The organism is Sulfidibacter corallicola (assembly GCF_017498545.1).
Lineage (GTDB): Bacteria > Acidobacteriota > Holophagae > Acanthopleuribacterales > Acanthopleuribacteraceae > Sulfidibacter > Sulfidibacter corallicola.
Genome location: NZ_CP071793.1, coordinates 9,631,295 through 9,655,538 on the forward strand (window position 1 = coordinate 9,631,295; position 24,244 = coordinate 9,655,538).

At 55.6% G+C, this 24,244-nt stretch carries 11 protein-coding genes; 8 read left to right on the forward strand and 3 right to left on the reverse strand.

Features of this window, described 5'->3' with window-relative positions:
* A complete protein-coding gene (locus J3U87_RS29160) occupies nucleotides 1–3,579 on the forward strand; it encodes a DUF4815 domain-containing protein (RefSeq protein WP_237379315.1) in 3,579 nt (1,192 codons plus the stop codon).
* Between the two features lie 516 nt (nucleotides 3,580–4,095).
* Nucleotides 4,096–4,905 (forward strand): hypothetical protein, encoded by an 810-nt coding sequence (locus tag J3U87_RS29165; RefSeq protein WP_237379316.1) that lies wholly within the window; start codon nucleotides 4,096–4,098, stop codon nucleotides 4,903–4,905.
* A gap of 236 nt (nucleotides 4,906–5,141) precedes the next feature.
* Here J3U87_RS29165 and J3U87_RS29170 read toward each other — a convergent pair whose 3' ends face one another.
* Complete coding sequence (locus tag J3U87_RS29170; RefSeq protein WP_237379317.1) at nucleotides 5,142–6,230, reverse strand: tetratricopeptide repeat protein; 1,089 nt, start codon at nucleotides 6,228–6,230, stop codon at nucleotides 5,142–5,144.
* A 334-nt stretch (nucleotides 6,231–6,564) separates the two neighbouring features.
* Between J3U87_RS29170 and J3U87_RS29175 the strand changes: the two genes are divergently transcribed.
* From J3U87_RS29175 to J3U87_RS29195, 5 genes are all read left to right on the forward strand, one after another.
* Complete coding sequence (locus tag J3U87_RS29175; protein ID WP_237379318.1) at nucleotides 6,565–7,437, forward strand: PP2C family protein-serine/threonine phosphatase; 873 nt, start codon at nucleotides 6,565–6,567, stop codon at nucleotides 7,435–7,437.
* A 69-nt stretch (nucleotides 7,438–7,506) separates the two neighbouring features.
* Complete coding sequence (locus J3U87_RS29180) at nucleotides 7,507–8,193, forward strand: hypothetical protein (protein WP_237379319.1); 687 nt, start codon at nucleotides 7,507–7,509, stop codon at nucleotides 8,191–8,193.
* 152 nt (nucleotides 8,194–8,345) lie between these two features.
* Complete coding sequence (locus tag J3U87_RS29185; protein WP_237379320.1) at nucleotides 8,346–8,870, forward strand: hypothetical protein; 525 nt, start codon at nucleotides 8,346–8,348, stop codon at nucleotides 8,868–8,870.
* A 570-nt stretch (nucleotides 8,871–9,440) separates the two neighbouring features.
* A complete protein-coding gene (locus tag J3U87_RS29190) occupies nucleotides 9,441–14,744 on the forward strand; it encodes an RHS repeat domain-containing protein (RefSeq protein WP_237379321.1) in 5,304 nt (1,767 codons plus the stop codon).
* Nucleotides 14,745–14,755: 11 nt separating this feature from the next.
* On the forward strand, nucleotides 14,756–15,124 hold the full coding sequence (locus tag J3U87_RS29195; protein ID WP_237379322.1) for a hypothetical protein: 369 nt from the start codon (nucleotides 14,756–14,758) through the stop codon (nucleotides 15,122–15,124).
* 96 nt (nucleotides 15,125–15,220) lie between these two features.
* On the opposite strand, the gene J3U87_RS29200 is transcribed toward J3U87_RS29195, so the two are convergent.
* Both J3U87_RS29200 and J3U87_RS29205 read right to left on the reverse strand, forming a co-directional pair.
* Nucleotides 15,221–16,579, reverse strand: a complete 1,359-nt coding sequence (locus J3U87_RS29200; RefSeq protein ID WP_237379323.1) for a tyrosine-type recombinase/integrase — start codon at nucleotides 16,577–16,579, stop codon at nucleotides 15,221–15,223.
* Between the two features lie 712 nt (nucleotides 16,580–17,291).
* A complete protein-coding gene (locus J3U87_RS29205; protein WP_237379324.1) occupies nucleotides 17,292–22,688 on the reverse strand; it encodes a hypothetical protein in 5,397 nt (1,798 codons plus the stop codon).
* Between the two features lie 528 nt (nucleotides 22,689–23,216).
* On the opposite strand from J3U87_RS29205, the gene J3U87_RS29210 reads away from it, so the two are divergent.
* A complete protein-coding gene (locus tag J3U87_RS29210; RefSeq protein WP_237379325.1) occupies nucleotides 23,217–23,687 on the forward strand; it encodes a type III secretion system chaperone in 471 nt (156 codons plus the stop codon).
* The last annotated feature ends 557 nt before the right edge of the window (nucleotides 23,688–24,244 follow it).

The following is a 24,244-nucleotide window of genomic DNA, read 5'->3' on the forward strand; positions in this document are numbered from 1 at the left end:
TTGTCCATTTCCCGTGACACGTTCGACCCGCATAAGAACTACAAGCGCATTTCCTTCCACCAGGACCGCGACCTGTTGGACAGCGAACTGAACGAGCAACAGCACATCGCCATCCATGAGCGCACCAAGTTGTTCGATGCTGTGTTCCATGAGGGCTCGATTCTCAGCGGCTTCGAAGTCGTGAGGGCCGACCACATCTTGACCGTCGGCCCAGGCGTGACCTACATCGAAGGCCACATCGAACAGGTTCCAGGTGCCGTGCTGACCTTCGATCCTGCCAAGGACGATGGCGCCGATTACGTCTTCGTCGAGCTCCTCAAATACAACGTCGACCGCAACACCGACGCGACCCTCATCAACCCGGCCACGGGCGAGCCGACCGCCGAACGCGAACGCTGGGTGCTGCAGTTGACCCATGAGGACACGACGGCTGCACCGTTGCCGAACAACGTTACAGGCCGACGCGTGCTGCCCATTTACAAGTTCGACCGCGCCGACGGATCGGTCACGCCGATCGTCAAGTTCAAGAACAAGTTGGTGCTGGATGATTTGGTCGGCACCTTGCCCGGTGAACGTATTCGGGTTTCCTCGATTTCGGAAGCGCAGCTCTCGTTTCGAGCTGCCGAGGGCATGAACTCCTTGCTTGACAACATGGCCGAACGGACCCACGACCAAGCTGGTTCCTATCTGGTGAGCGGTTTTGATTCGGTCGTCGGTGATCCCGAGGACGACCACGTCACGGTCACCACGAACGCCGGCCGAGCCTACATTCGTGGGTTCCGCCTGCAACGCGACCTGCCCACCAGCACCTTGGTTCCCGTGTCCAAGGCGACCAAGCACGTTCGCGGCGAGCAAAAGACTTTTGTCGCCGATCGTCGTCGGTACCCGGTCAATAGCACCCCCCTCAAAGCATCCACGCAGGTGGAGGCGATCGTCGAAACCACCCAGAATGTGACGCGCGGAAGCGTGGCTGGCGGCGAAGATCTCCTTTCGCCGAATCCCGTCGTGACGATTCTCGAAGTCAGCCAAGGCGCGACGACCTTTCAACCTGGGGTGGACTGGAACCAATCGGGGAATGTGGTCGATTGGACCGGTACCGGTGATGAACCAGGTATCGGCACGACCTACACGGTTCGGTGGACCTACACCCGTCAGATGGAACGGGGGGTCGACTACACCGATGGAGGATGGTTCGGAGGGTCCGGCGGTCATCCATCGACAGGGGATTACCATTATCTCGTGACCGCGGTCGATGCCCAGGGCGAATCCGGTTTTGATGCGGCGAACGTGGTGACGCGAACCGTCGCCGAAGGGGGCATCAACGAACTATTCTGGCTGCCCGTTTCGGGTGCGACCGGTTATCGGGTCTATCGCGGTACCGGTGACATCGCGGTCAACCAGTTCGGTTTGCTGATCGAATTGCCAGCCAATGCCACCCAATACATCGACGACGGTGTCGATGTGGGCCCGGGCACGCCGCCGTTGAGTGTAGGGACGTCACCTTTGATCATGTCACAGGTGGCACTCCATCGCGGCAACACCAACATCATCAACTTCGGCCGAACCGACCACGGACAGCAACCCGTTCCCGGATCCAATTGCAGTATCGATTATGACTACTACCTTGGACGGATCGACGTGATGTACGCGACCGCCTCCGAGATCAAGCGCCTGGAAGGCCCGCCGTCCGACCATCCCAAGATGCCGGTCTTGCCCGATGGGACCCTTGGTTTGTCGGCGATCCACTGCCCACCCAATTCGATCTCGATGACCGCCAGGAACTTCGGTCTTCGACGGATCACGATGGACCAAATTCACGACCTGATCCGCGACGTCGAACGGCTCAAGTACAACGACGCCCAGAGCCAAATGAACGCGGATCTTTCGCACCGAGAAGGTGGGATTAAAAAGGGCATCTACAGCGACGACTTTTCGAGCGAGTCCCAGAGCGATGTCCATCATCCCGAATGGTCGGCGCGGGTGGACACCGTCGGTCGCTTCGTCGCACCCAACCGAACCGCGACATCTCATGCCTTGCAGGTGGATCATTCCCGGTCAAACGTGCAAGTCATTGGCTCACTGGCGCTGTTGCCTGGAGAGGAAACGGTTCTGGTCCAACAGCCTGATTGGAGCGAGGCGAGGAACATCAACCCGTACGCGGTGTTTGACCCGCCGCCGCCCAGTTTCATGGTCTCGCCGAACATTGGGCGAAGGGGGGTTACCGGGGTCACGGTCACCTCGAATCATTTCCCTCCGAATGAGCCAATCACCGTCCGGTGCGCGGGTGTGGTGGTCGCTGACGGCATTCTCCCGGATTCGGCAGGCCGTATGACAGCCACGTTCATCATTCCCCCAGAGACGCAATTAGGAAACCAACGGGTCTCGGCTTCCAATGGTTCCCAGGGGGCGAGCGCGCCTTTGGAGATCAACAACCCATTGGATATCGCCCGTGTGGATCGAGTTGTGACCGAACCCGAAACCGAGGACACCCGCATCGTCAGGCGTTCGGTTCGAGACCGCGTGTGGCGATCCCGATTCCAAACGGCCAAGCGCGATCCGTTGGCGCAGACCTTCAGTTTCCCAGTCAACCGCATCGTAACCGCTGTCGGCGTATGGTTCGCGGCCAAAGATCCGTCGATCCCGGTCACTGTCCAGATTCGTGGCGTGACCACAGGGCTTCCAAATGACCAAGTCTTGGCGGAACAGGTGATGGCGCCGGCGGAAATCACCACCGGATCGGAAACCAAAGTGACCTTTGATGAGCCGTTCTATGCCGAAGCGAACACGTCGTATGCCGTGGTGTTGTTGACCAACAGTAGCGAGTACCAGGTTCAGGTGGCGACGCTCGGCCAAATGTCCCAGGTCGGGAACCGCGGTATCATCACAAGCCAGGCGTATCCCGCTGGTGTATTGCTGGAATCAAGTAATGCCGAGACCTGGACGCCGTTGAACGGGTCCGACCTTCGCTGCAACATCTATGGCAGAACTTTCCAACCCAATGGTGAAATCCGGTTTCAACCTGTCACGGGTGTGATCGTAACCCAGTTGAACGTCGACGAATTCAGTCACCTTCCCGAGGGGACTTTCATCACTTGGGAGTATTCGACAGATGGCGGCCAGGTGTGGGACGCGCTCGTTCCTGCCGAGGAAGAGCAATTACCAAATATCACCAACCAGGTCCTGGTGCGCGCCAGATTCGTGCGTACTGAGCCCTTGGAACACGAAAGCCCCGCACTTGTAATAGGTGACGTAGCATTGATCGGGTACTTCAATGACGATTCTGGCGTCTACATCACACGGGAACATACCGTGACTCAAGGCATTGCGTCCAATCGGATCTACGCTGAGATGGATGTTCCCAGTGGTACGGCCGTGAACTGGTTCGCAAGCAACAACGGAGAGTCTTGGGAGCCGATGTCTTTGGAAGCAACCAATCCAATCGACACAATTTGGACCGAGTATTCCTATGAGTTGACGTTTGCCGATCCGAACGGTACCCGTATCCGCTTTAAAGCTGAGATGACAGGCACGAATATGGTCAGCCCGAGAATACATCGATTCGGCGCAACACTGAGCTAACGGAAGAATAAGGGTCAGTCAATGATTTTTCGAAAACAATGAAAAACGCTTGGTGCTGAATGCTCTTACCTGTCGAGCTTTCTGTTGGAGTTCGACAGGTATCCCTCAAGAGGAAAGAGAGGTCTTGTCTTTTAAGACATTTAATTCCAATTCTATAGAAGTAATTTGTTTTAAAAAAATGAGCTCGATATTTCACTTCATTTTGATCGTGGAGGAAAAACGCCGAAAAACTGGACACTTAGCAGTGTGATAATTGTCACAATTTACCAGAGAGTCAGGCTGAAAATATGAAGAATCGCGCAATATATCAATGTAGGCAACTGTGAAAAGATGAGGCAGCAATCAAGCTGAGGAAATAAGGCCCCGCGCTTTTTCTTGAAAGGGGCATTCAGCATGGACTGACAGGGAAAACCTTCTCTACAAAGTGTGAAGTATAAGAGCATGATGGGCTTGGTTGGCAGTACGCCTTTGTGACAAAACCCATATTTTCCATGAAAGGGCAACCAAAAAGGCAGTATGAGCACCAATCAAGTCGGAAAGCCGATGTCCCTACAAAATTCGATGCTGATTCTTGCCCTTGAAGATGATCGCCTGTATGCGCCATCGAATGTTGCGAAATTAGGTATTGACCAGAAAGCGAACAAAGATCTTTACGACGCCGCTAGAAAATCATTAGGCGAATGGTCTAGGTACCACAACATCAGAAAAACATTCGATAACAGGGATGAAGTAGGTCGGCAAGAGGGGCGTTTTCCCCAGTGGCTTGGAAAAACCTGGAAAAACCATTTAACTGTCGAGCAACAAGAAAAAGCAAGTGGGGTAATCGCCTTAGCACAAAAAATAGCCCAATCCAGAGATCCCCTTCTTTGGTATCCAGTTGCATTAACGGTCCTAGAAGGTACTAGCACGTCCGCTGCTCTTTTCAATGCGGGGAATTCTTCACCTTTTACTGATTCAAGTGAAGATAGTTCAGAAGCAGGGCGAGGTCTGAACCCGGCGAATGATTCAAGCGCTAGTTCGATCTCTCCCCATCGTTCAGAATCCTTTGATGATCCAATAAAGGATTATTCTGTTTTTTTATTATTTCTAAAGCGATTGGTTTCATTTAAGTCACGCCTAGGGTTGATGACAGTTTTAACTCTTGCATTAGCTTCTTCACTCATTCTTCAGAAGAAACCCAACAATGACTCAGTTGCGGATTACGGAAAGCTATTGAGAAAAAGTCACTTCCTGAAGATTTTTCAAATCAAAATTTGTACCCTGGCATTCAGCTTTATAAGTCCGCTCCAAGTGATCAATTCATTGTTTCAGTTGATTAATCTCTAAGGCTCGTCGTCTACCGGTGGCGGAGGCTTGTCAGGTCCTCCGAAAGATAGTTCTACTATATCAGGTATGCCGTCATTGATTGGGAAATCAAGTGAGCTGGAGTTGAATTCTATAGTATCTATCTCGTGTTGGCGTGGGAAAATGTTCGAATTTGAAATATTTTCGCTATAGGCTGGCTTTGGATTTTGTAAGCCAAGAGGACTGAAGCTACCTATTTCCAAGTCGGTTCTCCTTAATCAATGACACTTCCAGGAAGTGACCGTTTCCAATAGTTTTAGTATGCGATAATCTTTTCTTTTTTTGCCCCAGCTTGAGACATCGTTAATCATCGAATTGTATTCAGGCAGCGTCGTCTTCTTCCCGCAACGATAGGCAAAGATCCAATTGATCGTATTGTAATAAGACAGATCTTCGTAGCCGGCATCGCGGATTTTTTTCTCTGCCTCGGTTGTCTGCTCTATTCCCAACTTGACTTCACCCAGCATAAGGTGAATCAAGGCGATGTTATTTAATTGAGTAATAGCCTGACGGGTTTCACCCGCTTGATAGTATAGCTGTCTGCTCTTTTCATATTTTTTTATTGCAAGTTCAAGCTCTTTCTTTTGCCAATGAAGGTGACCTTCTAATTCATAAAAGTAGCCTAGGTGCCGAGGTTGCTTTCCCAGCTCTTTTCTCTTGATAACATGAAAGTCATAATATTCTCGCGCAACAAAAAGGTTTCTTTCTGCATCTGAGGTTTGGTTTAAATCTAGGTAAAGAGAAGCTACAGAGCATGTTAAAACAAACAAATTCCCAAAGCTGCTCTTCTCTTTGTATAGCTGTGTTGCTGATTGGAAGTCATCTAATGCTGCATCAAATTCTCCTCTAATTGCGTGTAGCTTTGCAGATAAAAAGGAGCTGTGCGCATTCAAGATGTTTGTTGGACGGTCTTCTAATTGTTTTTTGACAAATCTATTAATACTCTCGGCTTGATCAAGGTCATCATCCTGCCAATACGCCCATGCTAAATAAAAAATACTTTTTAAATCATTTTGTGTAATTGAGAGGGTTTCAAAGTATTCCATTCCAGCATTGGCGCCATGAGTCAAAAGGATATCCACCCCTATTTCGTAAATTGTTTTATTTTCCCGTTTACTTAAATCGGCAAAGTATCTAACAGCTTCGCTTTCTCTTTCTGAGCGGAGAATCACCAAACCCTCTATGAGGGATGAGTCGTAGGGTTTGCTCGTCTCATTTTCGACATTTTTTTGATTTTCATCACTGGAGAAGCTGATTAGAAAGGGCTGATTAAGGTCGGCCAGAAATAGAATCAAGATGTAAAACACGACATTCTCCTAGTGAGTTAACATTATAATTTCAAACAACTTAGCCTAGTTGGCAAGATATTCGAGGTGATGACCAGAAATTCTCTGGCCAGAAACTGGGATTATACACCTGTGGTTATTTACTTGTCGACAAGATTTTTTCTCTTGAGTCGCATTCTTGCGGAGTTTAATTTGGATCCGACAGAAGCCATCCAGAGCTTTCTTTGCTGTTCGAATTGATTAGTGAGATAGGTTCGATTTTAGGGAGAAACCAAGAAATGATGTTTCTTTCTGAACAGCATCAAAACCTATTTGATAGGATGTTTTTTTTCGGAAAATACATGGGAGGCCTAATATGGCCAATGTAAAAGATTGGTTTATATCGTTGTTTGGCTTGAAAAGCTCTAAATGCCATTATCCAAACCAACAGCTTGGTATAACTCTATTTGGAGCTACTCACTGCGGACAAGCCCGCCTCAATAATGAGGATGCCTATTACATGTTGCCTAAAATTGGAATCTTTGCAGTTGCTGATGGTCTTGGTGGCCCGGCCAATGGTGAGATTGCAAGCAATCTGGCGGTTAGACGATTTCATCACTCTACTGAAGAGGCGAGTGGTGTCGGAGGCTGGTTTTGGCCAAAAAACCGAGAGGTTGGTGGCTTTGACATTGAAACCAAAATGATTCCAGCCATACTCCACTACGCAATAAAGTCAGCTCAAAATTTTCTGCTCCAAGCTATCCAAAACGATCCCATCCTTCAAGGTATGGGCACAACCTTCACGGCCGCGATCATATCAGATAGAACGCTGTATATAGCTCATGTCGGTGACTCGCGCGCGTACTTGCTTCGTCGAAATCTCCTTATGCAATTGACAGACGACCACAGTTACGCTCGTTGGCTCGTTCGCACCGGGCAAATCACTTCTGAACAGGCGAAAACTCACCCAGGTCGAAATCAACTGCTTCAGTCACTCGGTGGTGAAGCGATCTCGATTGCTCACAACCAAAAACCCTTGGAGCCCGGTGATCGAGTCCTCATGTGCACGGACGGAATTTACAACATGATTGATGAGGTACGACTGCGAGACATCCTTGCCCAAAAGGGCATCGGCCCGCGCCAGGTCACCGATCAACTCATCCATGAGGCCAACGCCAATGGCGGCCGTGACAACATGACCGCCATTGTCGTTCACGTGGATGAAATCTCAGAATTCGACCATAAATGAAATCGCGTCAGTTTCCCTCCCGTCATCCTGGCGTGGGAGCCAAGCGGTCCGGCGATATTTCACCTAGGAATGGAAGAACCCCGCTTCAAGACAACCATCAGAACTCCAAACCATCCACCATCGCAAGCCAAGGGTGAGGTCACGCCATGCAACCCGAGCCAGTTCAACATTGTCAGGTCGCATCGTCGTGGCTTCACCCGTGGTTGGTTGACGGTGGTCAACTCGAAAGGGCACAACATGACCGAAGTCTTCAGCAAAGATGAAATCACCTTAATCCAAAACCATAAAGATTGGAGCAAGGAAAAAATCCTGGCAAGTGAGGGGGTCTTTTTCTTCAAAGACATCGTCAAACCATTGGGTCTTTCCCCGGCCAAAGTGAAACACCGGGCGAAGGCGATCAAAGCCCGCGGTGGAAACGCTTGGGAAGAAATGGGCCTCCGCTTGATCTGGAACCATTGGGTTGTTCGCATGACGGTGTTCTCGTCTTATTATCGCGAACATCTCATTTCCAAGGTGCGGAGGGTCGACCCTACTTGGGATGGCAACGACTTGCTGAAGCAAAAGGGCCTGTTTCAATTGAGCGACGTGTGTAGTCGTGTTCCCTTCACCAGCCATCAGTTGAGATATCAAGCCAAAACCACGCAGGATGCGCGGAACGAGATCGGGGTATTCAAGGATCCTGAACTCAACACGTATCTTGTCGACATGGAAATCTTCGCTCCCTGGATCATCAAATTGTGGCAGTCCACGGAATAAATCCAAATTCCAGCCAACCGAAAAACCGGGCTCGCAGGCTAGAGGCGAGATCGCGCCGAGAAACACCACATCTCCATGCCGTGAAATCAGGAATCTCGGCGCGGTTTCACCTGTAGCCCACCGAACCCATGACCTCGATATATGGAGTTCACATGGAGAACATTTTTCATCGAGACGAAATGACCCAAATCGTTCACCCCAAGGACTGGACACCCGAACAGATTCTCGATCACGATGGCATCTTTTACCTGAAGGATGTCGTCGAGCCTTTGAACATTTGCACCAAAAAAGTGAGAAAGCGGGCACGAAAAATCATCGAGGATGACATCGACCCGTGGGAAGAAATCGGTGTGCGGATTCTATGGAATTACTGGGTGGTGCGCATGTCCGTGTTCTCGCGTTGCTACAGCGCCTTCACCCCAGCCCGGGTCTCCACGATCAAGGCCTCCTGGGACGCGAACACCATGCTGCATCAGCGAGGCTTGTATTACCTGACCGACGTCTGCAAGAAAATTCCGTTTACGGCCCACCAGTTGCGCTACCAGGTCAAACAGCGAGATCGACCGCGGGATGAGATCGGCGTGTATCGCGATGATGAGATGGGCGCCTATCTCGTGGACATGGAACTATTCGCGAAGTGGCTGAAGGAAATCTGGAAAGGCCGGTGGGTGGCGTAACCACCCAAAAGTTCTCTCAGTGCTCAGTATCTCCGTTTCAAAAACTCCCAACCCAATCCGCTCATGAACGTCAATCGGTCCTACAACCTGCCGAATGGCGTTTGTGCCAACAAAAACTCCCACCCGCATCATGAGGCGGCATCAACACCGCCTGGTAGTGCGGCGCCAACAGACATTACAAGCAACTTGTTCGTGTCGGGTGACCTTGCCCTAGGAAGCTCACCCGGCACCTTTTTTATGGCTTTTTCCTCTGAAAAAAGCGCTGAAGGGAGCCTCTTTTTGCCGCCTACAGATGTAACGCGCCCGGTTTTCCGGCCCTTGCGATGCCCTTGAATTGAAGCTTCAAGGGCCCTGACCTCCACAATACCCGCGTGCCAACCCCTCGCGGATTACACCCCCTGGGAGATCCACGTTCCAGCGAGGGATCGAACAGACCGCCAACGTGTATCGGCCGGTTCGATCGAAGTATGCCTTGGCGCACCTGAACCATGACCTCTTCGTCAACGATCTTGAAATACGGACCTTAACTCCTTCATTCATCGAATTGATTTTTATCTGGAGTTGGACATCATGTCTTTCTATTCCTCATTTCGAGGTCAGTGCTCTCGGCGTGCATATCGCTTGACGCTGGCCTACGTCATTGCTGGGCTTTTCTTTCTAACAAACACACCGGTTTTCGCCTCTGACGCGGATGCCGACGACTCGAACTGCCGTAATCCTGCCCTGACCGAACCCCAAAATGGCGTTGCCTCCCTTTCTTCGGACTCCGATCGTCTGGGCCTCAGTACCTCAGCGCCCTTCACCTCCGTCAACGAGTTTACCGGCAAGCTCAACATCGCGCTCGATCCCATCGGCGTTCCGGGCATGTTCCTGCAGCCCATCTACAAGTCGCCGCAGGAGAAGTATTGCGACGACGAAAGCGGCTTCCGTCTGTGCCCCATGAACGAGGCGCCCACCGGCCAGGGCTTGGGCTTCGGGTGGAGCTTCAACTTTGGTTACATCCTGGCCCGTAACGCCGTGTTCGGAAACGGAACCGGTCCAGCCTCCGCCGATTGGGAACGCGTCCGTTTCGTCGATACCGCCGGCAACGTCACGGTGTTCGGCCGCGACAACCTGTTTCAGGCCGATCCTGAAAACGGAGGGCCCGAAGACGTTTGCGATTTCGACGGCTGCATGCCCCTCCATGCCGACATCCATTTCGTCGACGACCAATTGCGCCGCATCACGCGAGCGCGAACGCTGGACGGAACTTCCCTGGAAGGGTTTTCCCAGAACAGTTACTACCTGCTCGACCCCAACGGCCAGCGCACCGAGTTCCACGCCGTTCAGCGTGTCACCCAGTGGAACAACGCGACCGCGGTCAAGTTCTTCCCCGTGGAAATCCGCCTCCCGAATCAGCGCACGATCTCCATTTCATATGTTGGTGGGCGTGATCCCGACGGGACCTTGCCCGATTCGGCGCTGGTCGACCGCGTCACCGACTCCTTTGGTCGGGCCTTGCAGTTTCACTATGAGGGCGACCGACTGATTCGGGTCACACTCGAATCCGCCCAGGGCGCCAAACTTCTGAAGTCGTTTGCGTATCGGTCCATTCACCTCGGAAACCAGACCTTCACGGTCCTTCACAAGGTCACCACGCCCGAAGGCTACGAGACCACTTTCACGACCGAGCACATCGGCGAGCGCTTTCCCTATATCACCGCGATGGCCCTGCCCACCGGTGGCACGGTCCAGTACGACTACGCCTCCCAGGCCTTCCAACACCTGGAGGTGGACACCAGTGATTGCCGCGCCCCGCGCGATGACGGCTGCGAGGTCTACCACACCGTTTCACGCCCATACGTGCGTCTGAGCGAGATGATCTTTGCCGGTGGTCGCTATACCTTCGACTACCGCCAGTGGACGGCCAACGAGGAACGCACCAACCCGCAACAGGAAGGCCGGATCGATGTCACGGTCACGGAACACAATGGCGACCAGACCTATCGGCGGGTGACCAGTTACGTCAACACGCCCATCTTCGAAACCTACTTCCAGACGTGGGACCAGGCCCATGTGGTCGGCCGTCCGCGCGAACGCACCGTCACCTTCGGCGATTCCAGTTATCGGGAGGCCTGGACCTACACGCCGCCACTCACCATCGGCGATCATGCCGGCGGCGACCTGATCCAGGTTCATGCCCTGCGGCAGCACAGCCAGTTGGAGGATGGCGTTTGGATCGACACCAACTATCACTACAGTTGGTTTGACGAAAACGGTCTGAACGGTCCGAATTTCGACCAGCATTTCCTGCAGCCGACGGCCGTCACGCGCAAAGCACGCAACGGGTCTCACCTGTTGCGCCGGGAGTTTGACTACACGCATCGGGTGGTTCGGGAGATCGGCGAACACGACCACGTCTTCGACGCGCCCTACGTGCTCGGCCTCGTTACAGAGGAGCGGGAGACCTTCCAACGAAGCGCGGTCACGGAAACGATCGGCCGCACCACCTACAGATACCAAGACGCGGCCTTTCCCTTCGTTACGGAGGTTCGGCGCTGGCGCCATGCGACCGAATCCGAGCGCGACACCTTCACCTATTATCAGACCGGCGCGAACCGCGGATTGCCGTTCCAGGAAACCCGTGGTGAAAGCGGAGCCCCGACCCGCTTCCACGACTACGTCTTTGGTGTGCCGACACGCATCGATCACCCCGAAGGTGTGGACACCACCCGGACCCTCAACCCCGACGGCTCGGTGGCCACCGAAACCGTCGACGGCGTCACCACGACCTACCATTACGACGATGACGGCCGCGTCGAGCTGGTCCAGCGGCCGGACACCGCCGACCTAGTGACCGAATACGCTCGGCCAGGGGCTACAGCGCCTTACATCACGAGCTATTACCGACTTCAGGCGCCGGAGCACGAACGATCGGGGACGGCGTTTCCAATGGTGACCCGGACCAAGTCGGGCTACACCATCCCGGTCCTGTTCCGGCAGTTCGACGTGTGGGGTCGGGAAACCCGCGAAAGCATTGCCACGCTCGATCGAATCACCTTTGAACGCGGCACCACCTACACGCCGTTGGGCCTAGTGGCGCACAAGACCAGTGGTCTTGGCGGGCAATGGTCCTACGAGTACGACGCCTTCGGTCGGCCGACCCGCATCTATTTCACTTGGACCGAAGCGAACCGCATCCTGCAGGACACCCAGTTCGGATATCGCCGCACCGCCGATGGCGGCGCAGTCCTATCCCAACGTGTGTCGGCCTACGACACAGACAGCACCTTGGAACGGGTTCGGGAAACCGATTTCCTGGGTCGGATCACCATGGCGGGCACCAATGGATCAAGCACGTTTTTTCAGTACGCCGCACATCCAAAGGGTCTAAAGACCACGGTTCTTCCCCTCGGAGATAACGCGCTGGCCCGCACGACCGTTCGCACCTGGCTGGGTCAGGTGCTCGAGGAAACCCATCCCGAAATCAGTGAGCCGGTTCGATACGCCTATGACAATCGCGGGCTCTTGGCGCGCCGGTATCAAGGCGACGAGGCGAACCCCACTGCCGCCACCAGATACGTTTACGACGGCCTGGGTCGTGTGCGAGAGACATATGGTCGCCTTCTAAACGAACCCAACGAATCCTTGCTGTCGACCTTCGCCTACGATGCCCGCAACCGCCTGACCGAAGCGGTTCAGGTGTCCGACAGCGGGTTACCGGTCACCTACACCTACAAGTCATTCGACGGCGCTAATCGGCTTATGGGCATGACGATCACCTTGCCGCAGTTGGATGGCTCTAGCCTGGAAAACGGAGGCTTCTCAGTTGAAGCGCTTTCGGGAACTCGCGCTTACGAAATCGATGTGGCATTCGACGAGATCGGCCGGGAACGGTGGTTCCAGCATCCCCATGGAGCCTTCGAGTCCTACACCTACGACTATTTCGATTCGCCACGAGGCGTGTTCTATGGGTTCGGTCCCAACCATCCCGAAGGTCCCGATTTCGAACATCTGATCGATCACGGCCAATACAATCCTTACAACGGCCAACTGTTGGCGGCAATTTGGGATCTGGGTGATTGCCAGTCGGAGAGCTGCGCGCCGGCACTCGCGCGGATGGCGGAGCCGGTCACGGCCGAGGAGCGAAGCAGGCCCCAGCTCGCCGAGGACCAGTTGATCGATGAAGGCGCGCTTGAAGGTGCTTCCGCGGAAGCCATGGGGACGGGTCCCTCGCTGTTCAACTACTGGTGGCCGGACACCCTGGGTCGCTCGGCGACCTGCGAGCTTCGCGGAAGCATGGGGCACTTGTACCGACGTGTCTTCACCACCTACAACGAGTGGGGCTTCATGGCGTCCTACACCCGGAACGACCGGTTGTTCCCTTCCGCGACGGAGGTTCGTCACGGCTACACCGAGCTGGGCCAATTGCAGTCGTTCGCCGTCGGGAACGCGTCGATCACCTACGGCTACGACCTAGTCGGGAACCTCACCAACCGAACCGCGCTGAGCTATCACACCGGGAATGCGACGTTGGCCGTGGGTGCCCATGCAGCCACTTACAGCCAGGGGAATCCGTTTCACCGAGACGGTGGTTACACCTACGACGTGCAAGGCCGGTTGACGGACACACGGAACCATCAGGTCCAGTACAACCGAGCCGGCCAGGTTTCCCGGATCACGGCAAGTCGGCGCGTCAACGGGAACCGTTTGGGATCGGGTGAGCAATTCTTCCTGTATGACGCCTTCGGCCAACGCGTTGCCGCCGTCCGCGAGGATACCGGAACGGTAACGTACTCGATCCGCCACGCAGACGGCCGGATCATCACCGAGGAAGACTTCGCCATTGGAACCGCCGACACCTTGGAGCAGCGGCGCCAGTACATCACCTTGCAAGGCAAGGCCATCTATCTCGAAAAGGAAGACTTCGAAAACGGCCAGCCCGTGAACAAGGAAAAGACCCACTTTTTCCGCGATCGGTTGGGCAACCCGGTCGTGACCTGGGATGGAGAAACCAACGAAGCCACGACCTCTGCCTACGAACCCTACGGGCAGCCGTTCATCGCCGAAGCCCGCCACAAGGGCGCACACGGCTTCACGGGCCACGAGGAAGACCCGAACGGGCTGATCTACATGAAAGCCCGGTTCTACGACCCAGTGGCCGGTTGCTTCACCCAACCGGATCCGGGCCGTGATTTCAATCCGTACCAGCCAAACAGCTACAACCTGTACGCCTACACCCACCAAAACCCGGTGAACGCGGTGGACCCGGACGGCCAAGCCCTGGAAACCGTGTGGGACGTGGCCAACATCGGGATAGGGGTGGCCTCGTTCGTCCACAATGCCCGCGAAGGCAACTGGCTCGATGCCACGATCGATGCCGGCGGTGTGGTGGTCGACACCTTGGCGGCCGCGGTTCCGGTAGTGCCTGGCGGCGCGGGGACGGCGATCAAGGTGTCGCGGGCCGGAAAGATGGTGGTCAATGCCGCGACGAAGTCCGACAAGGCAAATGACCTTCGCAAAGCGGCCAATACATTGGATAATGCGGGGGATACTGCAAAAGCCCTAGACAAGGTTGATGACGCGGCGGACGCTGGTAGGAAAGCCGACACACTCAAGCCCGGTCCTTATACCAAAGAGTCAATCCCAGGCCACAACGGCCGCCCCACAACTTCTGAACAAAAACAAGTGAATGAGTTGATGAAGAAGAATGGTTGTCATACATGTGGCTCAAAGGACCCTGGAACAAAATCAGGCAATGCTGTTGTGGACCACCAGCCTGCTAAAGCACTTGGAAAAACAAAAAAATTCTTGCCGCACTGTATTGATTGTGCACGAAGGCAGGGTGGACAGGTTCTCCAAGAGCTTCGTAGACGACAACAGATTCAACAGTAAAGGAGAATGCGGTGATAGCATTGGATCTACCCCATCCGATTATTTTTTTGTATGACGCCGATAATGGCCAAATGGAGATTCCAGAGTATGTTGACGGAAAAACGATTGCCTCCAACAGGACGTGTGTATCCGTGGGTACTCAGGCAAGTGTAGATGGTCCTGTCACATTGAGGCTTGTCAAAAAGGCACCAAAGGAAATAGTGGAGTCGTTCATCCAAATCTTTGAAGGCGTTATCGACTCTCCCAAGAAGACGCTATCTATTTTCACCAGCGAAGGCGCAAGCGCACTTGAGATCAATGTAAGAACCAACCACCCAAACATCATCGTTTGGGTTGATAACATTGATGTTCCCGGCAGTGTTTGCATAGAAGCGAATTGATACAGCCCTCTTGACCTTGGCAACACAAAAAGGCATAAGGCTCTTAGCCCTATGCCTTTAAAAGAGAAACGGCTTGTAAGGGAGAAACGTTCGAGTTTACAAGCTCTTGAGCTCTGAATCCGCGCGAAAAATTCCAAGCTCGTTGAGAAACGCCTTCTCTACTTTCTTCGCCCATTTTCGATAGGGCTCTGGGTCAAAGTCGCGTTGAACGTACAAATCGGTGACATTGCCAACGTGGTTCAAGAACATTTTCAGAATCGGCCGGGGCATGCAAATCGGTTCCAATTCCGCGAAGGACGCGAACGTTCTCCGAAGCGCGTGAGGATGCACTTTGAATCCGACCCTGTTGGAAACGAGCGCATTGAAGCAACCATTTCGATTGACCGGCTGATAACCCTTTCTCTTTTTGTAGTACGGGCTCAAAAAAACAAAGGGGTTTTCCATGTCCTCACGATTTTCGTATCGTTCCTCGAGGATTTTGCGAATGAAGGGGCCAAACGGAACTTTGTGTTCTCGGCCGTTTTTGACCAACTCGCCCGGGAAGGTAATCGTCCCGTGGTCGAAGGAGACGAATTCCCATCGTAGGTTACAGGTCTCGCCATCTCGGAATCCCAGAAACAGGCTCACCAAAAACCGATCCGCATTGGTGGCTTGGCTTTTGGTGCCGTTGGTCCGTATGTCGAGAAGGGCATCGATCAGTTGACCCAAATTCTTCCTTCGGATGACCGTTCGCTTCGGTTCCTTTTGATAGCCTTTTCCATTGTGGTCGAGGAGCTTGATGGGGTTTTGTGGGACCGGGCGTTGGTCCTCAACTTCGAAATGGAGCTTGGCCGTGTTCCAGACCGAGGAGAGCACATCCAGGGCTTTCTTGGTGGTTGCAGAACCGCGCTTGAGCATTTCCTTATGTTTGGTCCTGAGTACGGCGATGGTCAGCGATTCCAAGGTCCGGTCGAACCAGTCGCGAAAGTGGCCATCCAAAGCCTGTCGATACTTGTAGACCGTGTATGGCCTCAAGGTAGCGACATCGAAAAACCGCTCGATGGCCTCGCCAAGGGTCACCGGCATGGGTCCCTCAAGTTCGGATTCCTCAATGTTCAGGTCAGGAGTAATGCCCGCTTCCTTGGCCCGTTCCTTCTTGAGTTCAGTACGTGGGTCTTTCCCCTCATCACACCAGAGGGAGAGTTTTCTGGCCATTTTCCGAGCTTCCTCAAGGTCCCAATTCTCAAACTTGCCAATTGTAACCTTGGGAACTTTGCCGATCCGTTTTCGGCCAGGGGCGTGCCGAACCCGTTTTTCGAAAAAGAGAGTTTTGGTTCGGGCGCCGACCCGCAACTTGAGGCCTTCGACCTCGGTATCTCGAATGACGGTTTGCCCGGACTCCGGATTTTTGATCCGGCGCAGCAGCGATTTGGTGAACTTGACCTTCTGATTGGGGATGAGTTTAGCTTGAGGCATCGATTACACTCCATTGCGTCAGGTTTTCAGTGGTCCCACTTTGGCGACAACTGTGCGACAGGAGACATGTATACACCGTGGAACCACGAGTACAAAACCGCCTCCCCGTCGACCTTTACAATAGGTCAATGCCTTTATTTCAATGGCTTTATGCTAAACAAGTGCAAACCAGTGTAACCGAGAGCAAAGGCGAGCAGCTCAGTAGGTTGGCCCGCCGGGCCGACGCCTCGAAGCGACCCAAGCAACAGCAATCAATTGCGCCAAAGAGCGAAGCCGATCATTTCCCTCGCGACGCCAATCAAAAGCCGCAAAGTCCAAAGTCCCCGCATCGGGAGAGGGGCGTAAGGCCTGTAGATGGAGCAGCCTGCCTTACCGGCCCTGCTCCACCAATCGAAGCGACCTAGCATAGATCGAAATCGATCATTGAGAGATCGAGAGGGTCGACTTTTCTGCTTCGCTCTTTTACGACTCGATCTTTGGAAGCCTGGGCCGCTTCGAAATGTCGGGCCAGCGGCCATACCGGCCGTGCCCACCCTACCGGGCATGGCGATTCTCTCGATATTCGGGAACTCCGGGCAGGTTTGTTTCGAATGAACCGCGGAAAAGCCGGCACACCCACTCGATTTCGTACGGTGCCGACCACCCGGCCATCCGCCCACCCGATGCCCGAAACACCTGACCGTGGTGGCGCCCACCACGGCCAGACGTTCGCTCAGGTGAAGTTGGCCGGGCTGGGGTTTCTCTGGCCGTGCGTCTCGAGAAGCTGGTGGATTTGTTTGGCGACGATGTTGGCGTGAACCGGGTCGAACTGCTCCAGATTGGTCAAAATCCCCTTTTGGGCCTCCTCCAGGAAACTGGCCGAAGTCTTGTCGATGAAGGGCGTCATGGTGCGCAACAACACGCTCACCAAGTTGCGGTCGGTGCGCGTCTGCGCCGCTCGGTCGGCGAGCCGTACGAAGGCCTGCACCCATTGCCTCGAATCTGCCGCCAGAAGGGCCGGGTCGCGCTCGGCGGCGAAGGTCTTCACTTCCAACAAGGCCTCTTCGAGCTGCGCCACGCTCACCGCCTGATCCCCGTTGGCCACCATGATCCGACCGAGCATGATGCGGACGGCGTCTCTCGACGTTGCCTGGGCCAATTGGGAACCCATCCCCAAGGCCTCCTCCGCCGCCTGGTAGATGGATCTCAAGGTATCCGTCATTTCGGCCAGGTCCGGTCGTGCCTCGCGGTTCAACATTTCCTGCACCAGCGTCGCCGCCAGTCGCTCGTCCCCCAGGGAGGCCGCCGTCTTGGCCATCTCACCCAGGACCTGGGCCACCGGATTGGGAAACGCGTTGCCCGAAGACTTGTTTACGAATCGCTCGAACGAGGAAGGCCGCATCGACAGGTTGTCCATGGCCGTCCGCATCATGGCCGAGAGCTTTTGCTGGGCACCCTGTAACGGCGGCCGCGAAATGGTCAAGCGCGTCGCCGTTTCCTGCGCCCCGAGAAACGCTTCGAAGTTACCGAGCGCCTGGGCCTGGTCCAGGATGGTGTCCAGCAAGGGTTCCATGTGGGCGCCGTTCGCGGAGAAATGGCCGAAGTGGTCGCGTACCAAGGCGGTCGCGAATCGCTGCGTTTCCACTATGTTGTGGTTATCGACCGATCGTGCCAACTGACCCAGCAGCGGTCCCAGTCGCGCCGCGTTGCCATCTCCGCCGAAATTGGCCTGGATGAAGGCCCGCGTCTGAGCGATCGTCGCCGGATCGGTGCGATTGTGGACCAGATGGTTGACGTGCCCGCCCACCAGATCGATGAAACGCGTCAAGGTCGGGGCGTGGCCCCTGGCCATCAGCGATTCGAACACTTTGCTCATGGCCTCGGTGAACTGGAACCGAACACCACCGTTGCCCAAATCGATGGCGGGATCTCGGATGATCTTGTCGGCGGCCGCAAGCGCTGCCTGGGCATCGCCCTCGCGCGCGGCGGTCATGGCGATCTGGTTCTGCATCGCCAAGTTGTAGCGAGGATTGTCCTTGCACAGGTTCGGGTGCAAATCCCATCGCCAAGCCTGGTCCAATTTCTTGAGCTGGGTCGAGCCGCCACCGCGCTCTCCGATCAGCACGACCAGGTCGTTGAGCAGGCGACGATCGCCATCGTTGTCGCCTCCGGAAGTGACCAGGTACCTGTTCGCGCCCTGGATCATGCCACGGTCGTACGTCTTGTGTTCGCTCATCATGCGAACGGCGTCGCTCATGGTTTGGCGTGCCTCGCCAGGATTGCCCAGCTTGGGGGCTTCGGCCACCAACTCACGCATCAGGTTCCGCGCCCATTCGGGTTTCAGGTTGGACTGCGCATTGGCCAACTGACGCAACGCGCCGTTCAACGCCACCGCCTCGGCGGGGCTCTTGACGGCGATCTCGCGGAGCTTGGCGACGGCCTGGGCTTCGGCCTCGGACAAGGCCGTGCGGTTCCGGGCCCGCAGCGCGAGCGCCTGGACCGCGTTCGCGGCAGTGGTGTCGTCATCGTTCCCGGCGAACACCAGCGGCCTGACGGCACGATGCAACTGATCGTTGCGGGCGAAGGACAGGGCTGTCTCGGTCATTCCCCGCGATTGAACCGGTCCCTTGTCCACGGCCGCGACATACAGGGTCTCGGCCGCCTCGGGCACCCCCGCGCGGTTCCAAAGTTCGGCCAGGGTGTTGATTTCCGATTCGCTGAACTTGCCCTTTATCTTCGGTTCCAGGGTCAGGTCGTGTCCATTCCCGGTGAAGTCGATCATGCGCCCCTCGCGGGCCATGTCCCGATAGGCCTCGAAGAGCTCCGAAGGCGCCGAAGTGATGACGTTCTTGAAACGTTCCGGGTCGTTCGTGGCCAGGACCGCCACGTCCCCGACGGCACGCATCGTGGTGAAGACCTCCCGCCATCCGACAATCTCCTTGGGGGTGATCGCCCCCAGGGTCACCCGGAAATTCCTGCCGGCGATCGAGGCCGTGTTGGAGTGGGCGAAGCCGAAGCTGGGGCGTGTACCGAAGGTCAGCCCGGCATTCTTGGCCAAACCCTCCGCTCGATTCATGAAAAAGGTGTAGGCCGTATCGTCGTGTGCGTCGGCGAAGCGGTTGATGAAGGGCGAACGAATGTCCAGAAACACGGTATTGCCCAAGTCGTCCGTGGGCGCGACCGTCAGCGACTCGTTGCCGGTGATCGGATCGGGATCGCGAATGTGCTTGGGCAACGCCAATTCGCTATGGGGATCCAGCAGCGCGCGGTGGGCGCCCATGATGGCCTCGCGATAGCCGTTCAATTCGCGTTGACAATGCAGCTCCAAGTGCATCATACCCTGGGTGTTGCCGATCGAGGGCTGACCGATGTTGGACGCCCCCTGGTTGTAGGCGCCGAAATGGGTGTCGTTGTTGTAGGTCACCGTGAAGCCGGCGTTGAGGTTGTCCTGCCCGCCCATGTCGAATTTCTGGCCGCTACGGAACATGACCACGTTCAACCGGCCGTCGTTGATTTCGTCTTTGAAGGCTTCCAGGAACTGCTTGATCTCGGGAGCGTCGGTCTTGGCGATGGTGGCGTCGATCGCCACGGTGAAGTGGTCCGAGACGAGGCCGCGGGCGAACAGGCCGCGCACCTGCTCGATCAGGTTCTCGGCCTTGTAGCGGCCCGTCAACGACGCCGAGATGTTGTGGTGGAACTCGCCCACGTAGACGTCCAGTTTCTTGCCGTCCAGTTCCTGTTCGATACGGTTCAGCGAGGTCGCCACATCGCCGCCGTCCATCACCGACTTCTTGTAGTGCGCCGCCTCGGGCACGACGTGATCCGACTCCTCGTAATAGGTGCCCTTGACCGTACACACATTGAGGTCACGGCGCCCGGTCATCGCTTCCACCCCGGAAAGGACCGAGGTGAAGGCGTGCATGCCGCCGTTCTTGAAGCCGTACTGCGGTTCCACCTGCACGCCGTCGGGACGGATGTCGGTGACCTGGTGGAAATCCCGGCCGAAGTCATTGTAATCATAGGGCCTGGCCACCGCCAGCAGGGTCGAGATCTCCTCCTGGATGAGGTGGATGTGGTTCAAAAAGGCGGGCATGTCGGCGATCTTCGCGAGGGCATTTTCGATGTGCCCGATCATGCGATTGAGGGCGAACTGCATGACCGGTCCCGCATCGGGATCGGTCAACATGCCGCCGACGGAGTGATCGAGCGAATTGATTTGTTGCACGGTCATTTTGATCAACACGTCGGCGTATTCTGGGAGACCAAACCTCGTGGCCTGCATGTAGAGGTCCCGAACCGCGGGATGGGAGGTGAAGGCGTCGAGCGTGGGATAGTTGGCGATGTCGGGGCTGGACTTGGGGAAGGCGACGTTTTGGGGCAGTTGCAACTCCGTGCTCTCGTTCTGCAGGCGGGTGAGCATCGAGTCGAGATTGGGTGCCAGGGCGGCCCAGTTCTCCAGCACCTGGGTCGGTCCTGCGGCGTGCCCCCCGTGATAGACCATTTCCCTGACACGCGAACCGTGCAGGCCCGCAGAGCGTCCGTTGAAGCCCGAGAGGTAGAGCGCATCCTGGTCACCCACCTTGATCGAACCGCCGAGCACCGTATTGTCCACCACCCTGCGCATGATCTCCCGCACCTGGACGTCGATTTCGCGTTCCGTCGCCTCCATCGGGCTGTTTTGGCGCACGTTGATCTCCACTTGGAGGCGCAGCTTGTCGAACACCTGGTCCAGTATCTCCCGGTAGGCCTTGCCGTTCGCCACCGCACCCTCCGAGCCAGATCCCGGATTGGGCGGAGGGATGTTGGCAACCAGATGGCTGATGTCCAGAAAAAAGCGGGCGTTGTCTTCCGTGGCCGCCTCGGCGATGCGCTGGAACACTGCCGGCGAACTGAAATCCGTGATCTCCATGACCTTGTGGTTGACGTCGGCGAACTCGTACTGTCGCTTGACGTGGTCCATGGCCCGTCCGTCGAACACCGGCCAGACCGTGCCCTTGGGCAGGCCCAGGGAGGATTCCAACTCGTGGGCGAAGGCCTTGTAAATCTTCTGATCACCGCTGCGGAAATAGGTGCCGTCGCCCTGGGACAAGATATTCCCCTGCCAACCCATCAGGGTGGGATTCTCCACCGACGCGAACTTGTAAAGATAGGCAAGGGCTCGTTGGATGACCGCCTTACGCGTATCCGGATCCAGGTTTTGGGTATTCAACATATCGTTGAGAACCGTGAAGTTGATCATCCACTCCCGCCCGGTTCCTCGGGGGAACAAGCCACCGGAACCGGAATCCATGCTCACCCCGCCAAAGAAGCGCGCCGGACTGACTTGAGGCTTGGATAACAGGGAGCTCCTGGAGAACATGGAGGTCACGGATTCCATTTTGCTGATGCCCCCACCATCCAATCGCGCCCGCAAACCTTTCAGGTTCGCCGTATTCACCAGGTGCGGCAGGGGCTCGGTGGCCCGCGCCAAGCCTTGGGCCTCGAAGTTCTGATTCAGCCCCAAGTAGCGGGTCAAGCCATCGGGAACGGTCCCCACAGCCAGGTCGCTCGTCACCTCGCGCGTGATCCGGGCCAGGTTCGCTGCCGTCATCGGGATCTTGTTCACGATCATGACCATCATCACATCGCGGGAGATCTCCTGCGGATCGGTGGTCAAGGGATCTGGGACCGGGTCCATCAACTGCGGCCGTGTCAACGCATAGTCGCGATCCCTCTGGGCCATGTTCAATACATGCTTCACGGTACCCGTGAAGTCTCTGGACTGGAAAAATTCGTTGACCTCCAAATGCGAGAGCAGGCGGTGTTCTTCACCCTCATTTTGGACACGGGCGATATCCTCGCTCGTCAAGAGGCGGTCTCCCGAGATATCCAACGCCTCCATCTGGCGCATGACGAACAGGCCGTCGTAATTCTTGGCCAGGGTTTCGGCGAACATCTTTTTCAACTCTTGGTTGTTGGCCACCTGTTCCTTGGTCAACTTAGGCCCATTGAAATTAGAAAGGGACTGCACCTCGCGTCCGCGGAACGTGCCTCGGATCACGCTCAACTGCTGGGTGTTCTTGTCGATTTGGGCGACGCCCCTCTGGCGATTGGCGGCGAATTGTTGGAACCGTTGGATTGGAATGGACATCGTGCTCCCCCTCGGAAAATGATGCTCCGGGCCCTCGTGTCCGCGCGTGGCAATGCGGACCAGCCCACCCCGATATTCACGAAACCGTTTTTCGGTCGACAGGCGGGAAAATGTGTAGGAACCAAGGAGACGTCATCATATTCGGTTCCAAATATGGAAGAATTATGGAGATTGAAAATTAAGCATTTTAGGTTTATTTAAAGAATCAAACGTTAGCGAAAATTTATAAATTCAAAATTACACAATCGCGAACCCAGGATCGTTCTCGCCTTCACGACGCCTTCGCCCCAACCGACCCCTCGTTCCCCGAACGCTTCGCATCCTTGCCCTGATGATTGGCCCCCGGTTTCCCAGCCCAGATCAATCGATGACAACCGGCCCGCACCGAACCGTTCGATCGAGGCTTCGGCGGGGAAGACTTGCCTCTCGAGACTGGCGCACCTAAGATCAGGAGCAAAGCCAAGAAAATTAGACAATATCCGTACAATCTAATTTTTCATGAATTTCGAGCAGAACAAGGAGGACGTCATGGCACCGAGCAAGGCATTCCTGGAACTGTTGGACGACTTCGCCCAGACCGCCGGCATGGAGACCTGTCCCTTGGACGAGCGAGGCATCTGCTCTCTCGTCTTCGACGAGAAACTGATCGTCAACATCGGCCAAGCCGAAGCACGCGACGAAGTCTGGCTCTTTTCGCCGCTCGGCCATACCCCCGACGAAAACCGTCTGGCCCACTTCACCGCCAAGTGGCAACGCGATCCCGACCGCGAGGCTCATGGCATGTCCCTGAATTTCGATCAGGATGGGACGGGCGCGGTGCTATCCGCCGGGGCTCCCATCGTCTCGCTCGACGGCACCAGGTTCGGTGACTGGCTGGAGACGTTTCTCGACACCGCCGAAACCTGGCAGGCCGAATTGGAAGGCGACGGACCCCAGGATGATCCGCAAGGCGAGACGCCCGAGCGCTCGGATCCGCCCCCTTTCGGGCTACGCGCCTAACTCGGGAATTCGATCGAGGATATATGAGAGCCCCGCACAAGCGGGGCGGACACCCTGCTCGATTTCGTGAAGGAAACGCCGCGGAAGAACCAGCCCGGGGAGCCCGCATGCGCGTACCCGACGTAACACCAGGAAGCAGCTTGAGGCTGTGTGAAAACGTCGTAAATGATCACAATCCGGCTTGGCTTCATTGCATAAACCGTTTAAAACCAAATCATTCAACCAAAAAACTATTAACACGAAGCGCATTTTCACACAGCCTCGGCTTTCTCGACCAATCGAAGCGACCTAGCCTGGATAGAAATCGGTCATCGAGAGATCTGGAGGCCCGACTTATCTGCTTCGCTCTTATACCACTCGATCTTGCGAAGCCTGGGCTGCTTCGCAGTGTCGGGCCAGCGGCCTTATCGCCCCTGCCCAACCCACTGCAATGGCAATCCTCATAGCATGCGGGAACCCTCTTGAAACAAAAGGGTGGATTCAACCTTAGCTGGGTCTTGCCGTCGTCACATCTTGATCAGGAAGGCAGGAATGATGGAAACCAGGAAAAGCAGGAC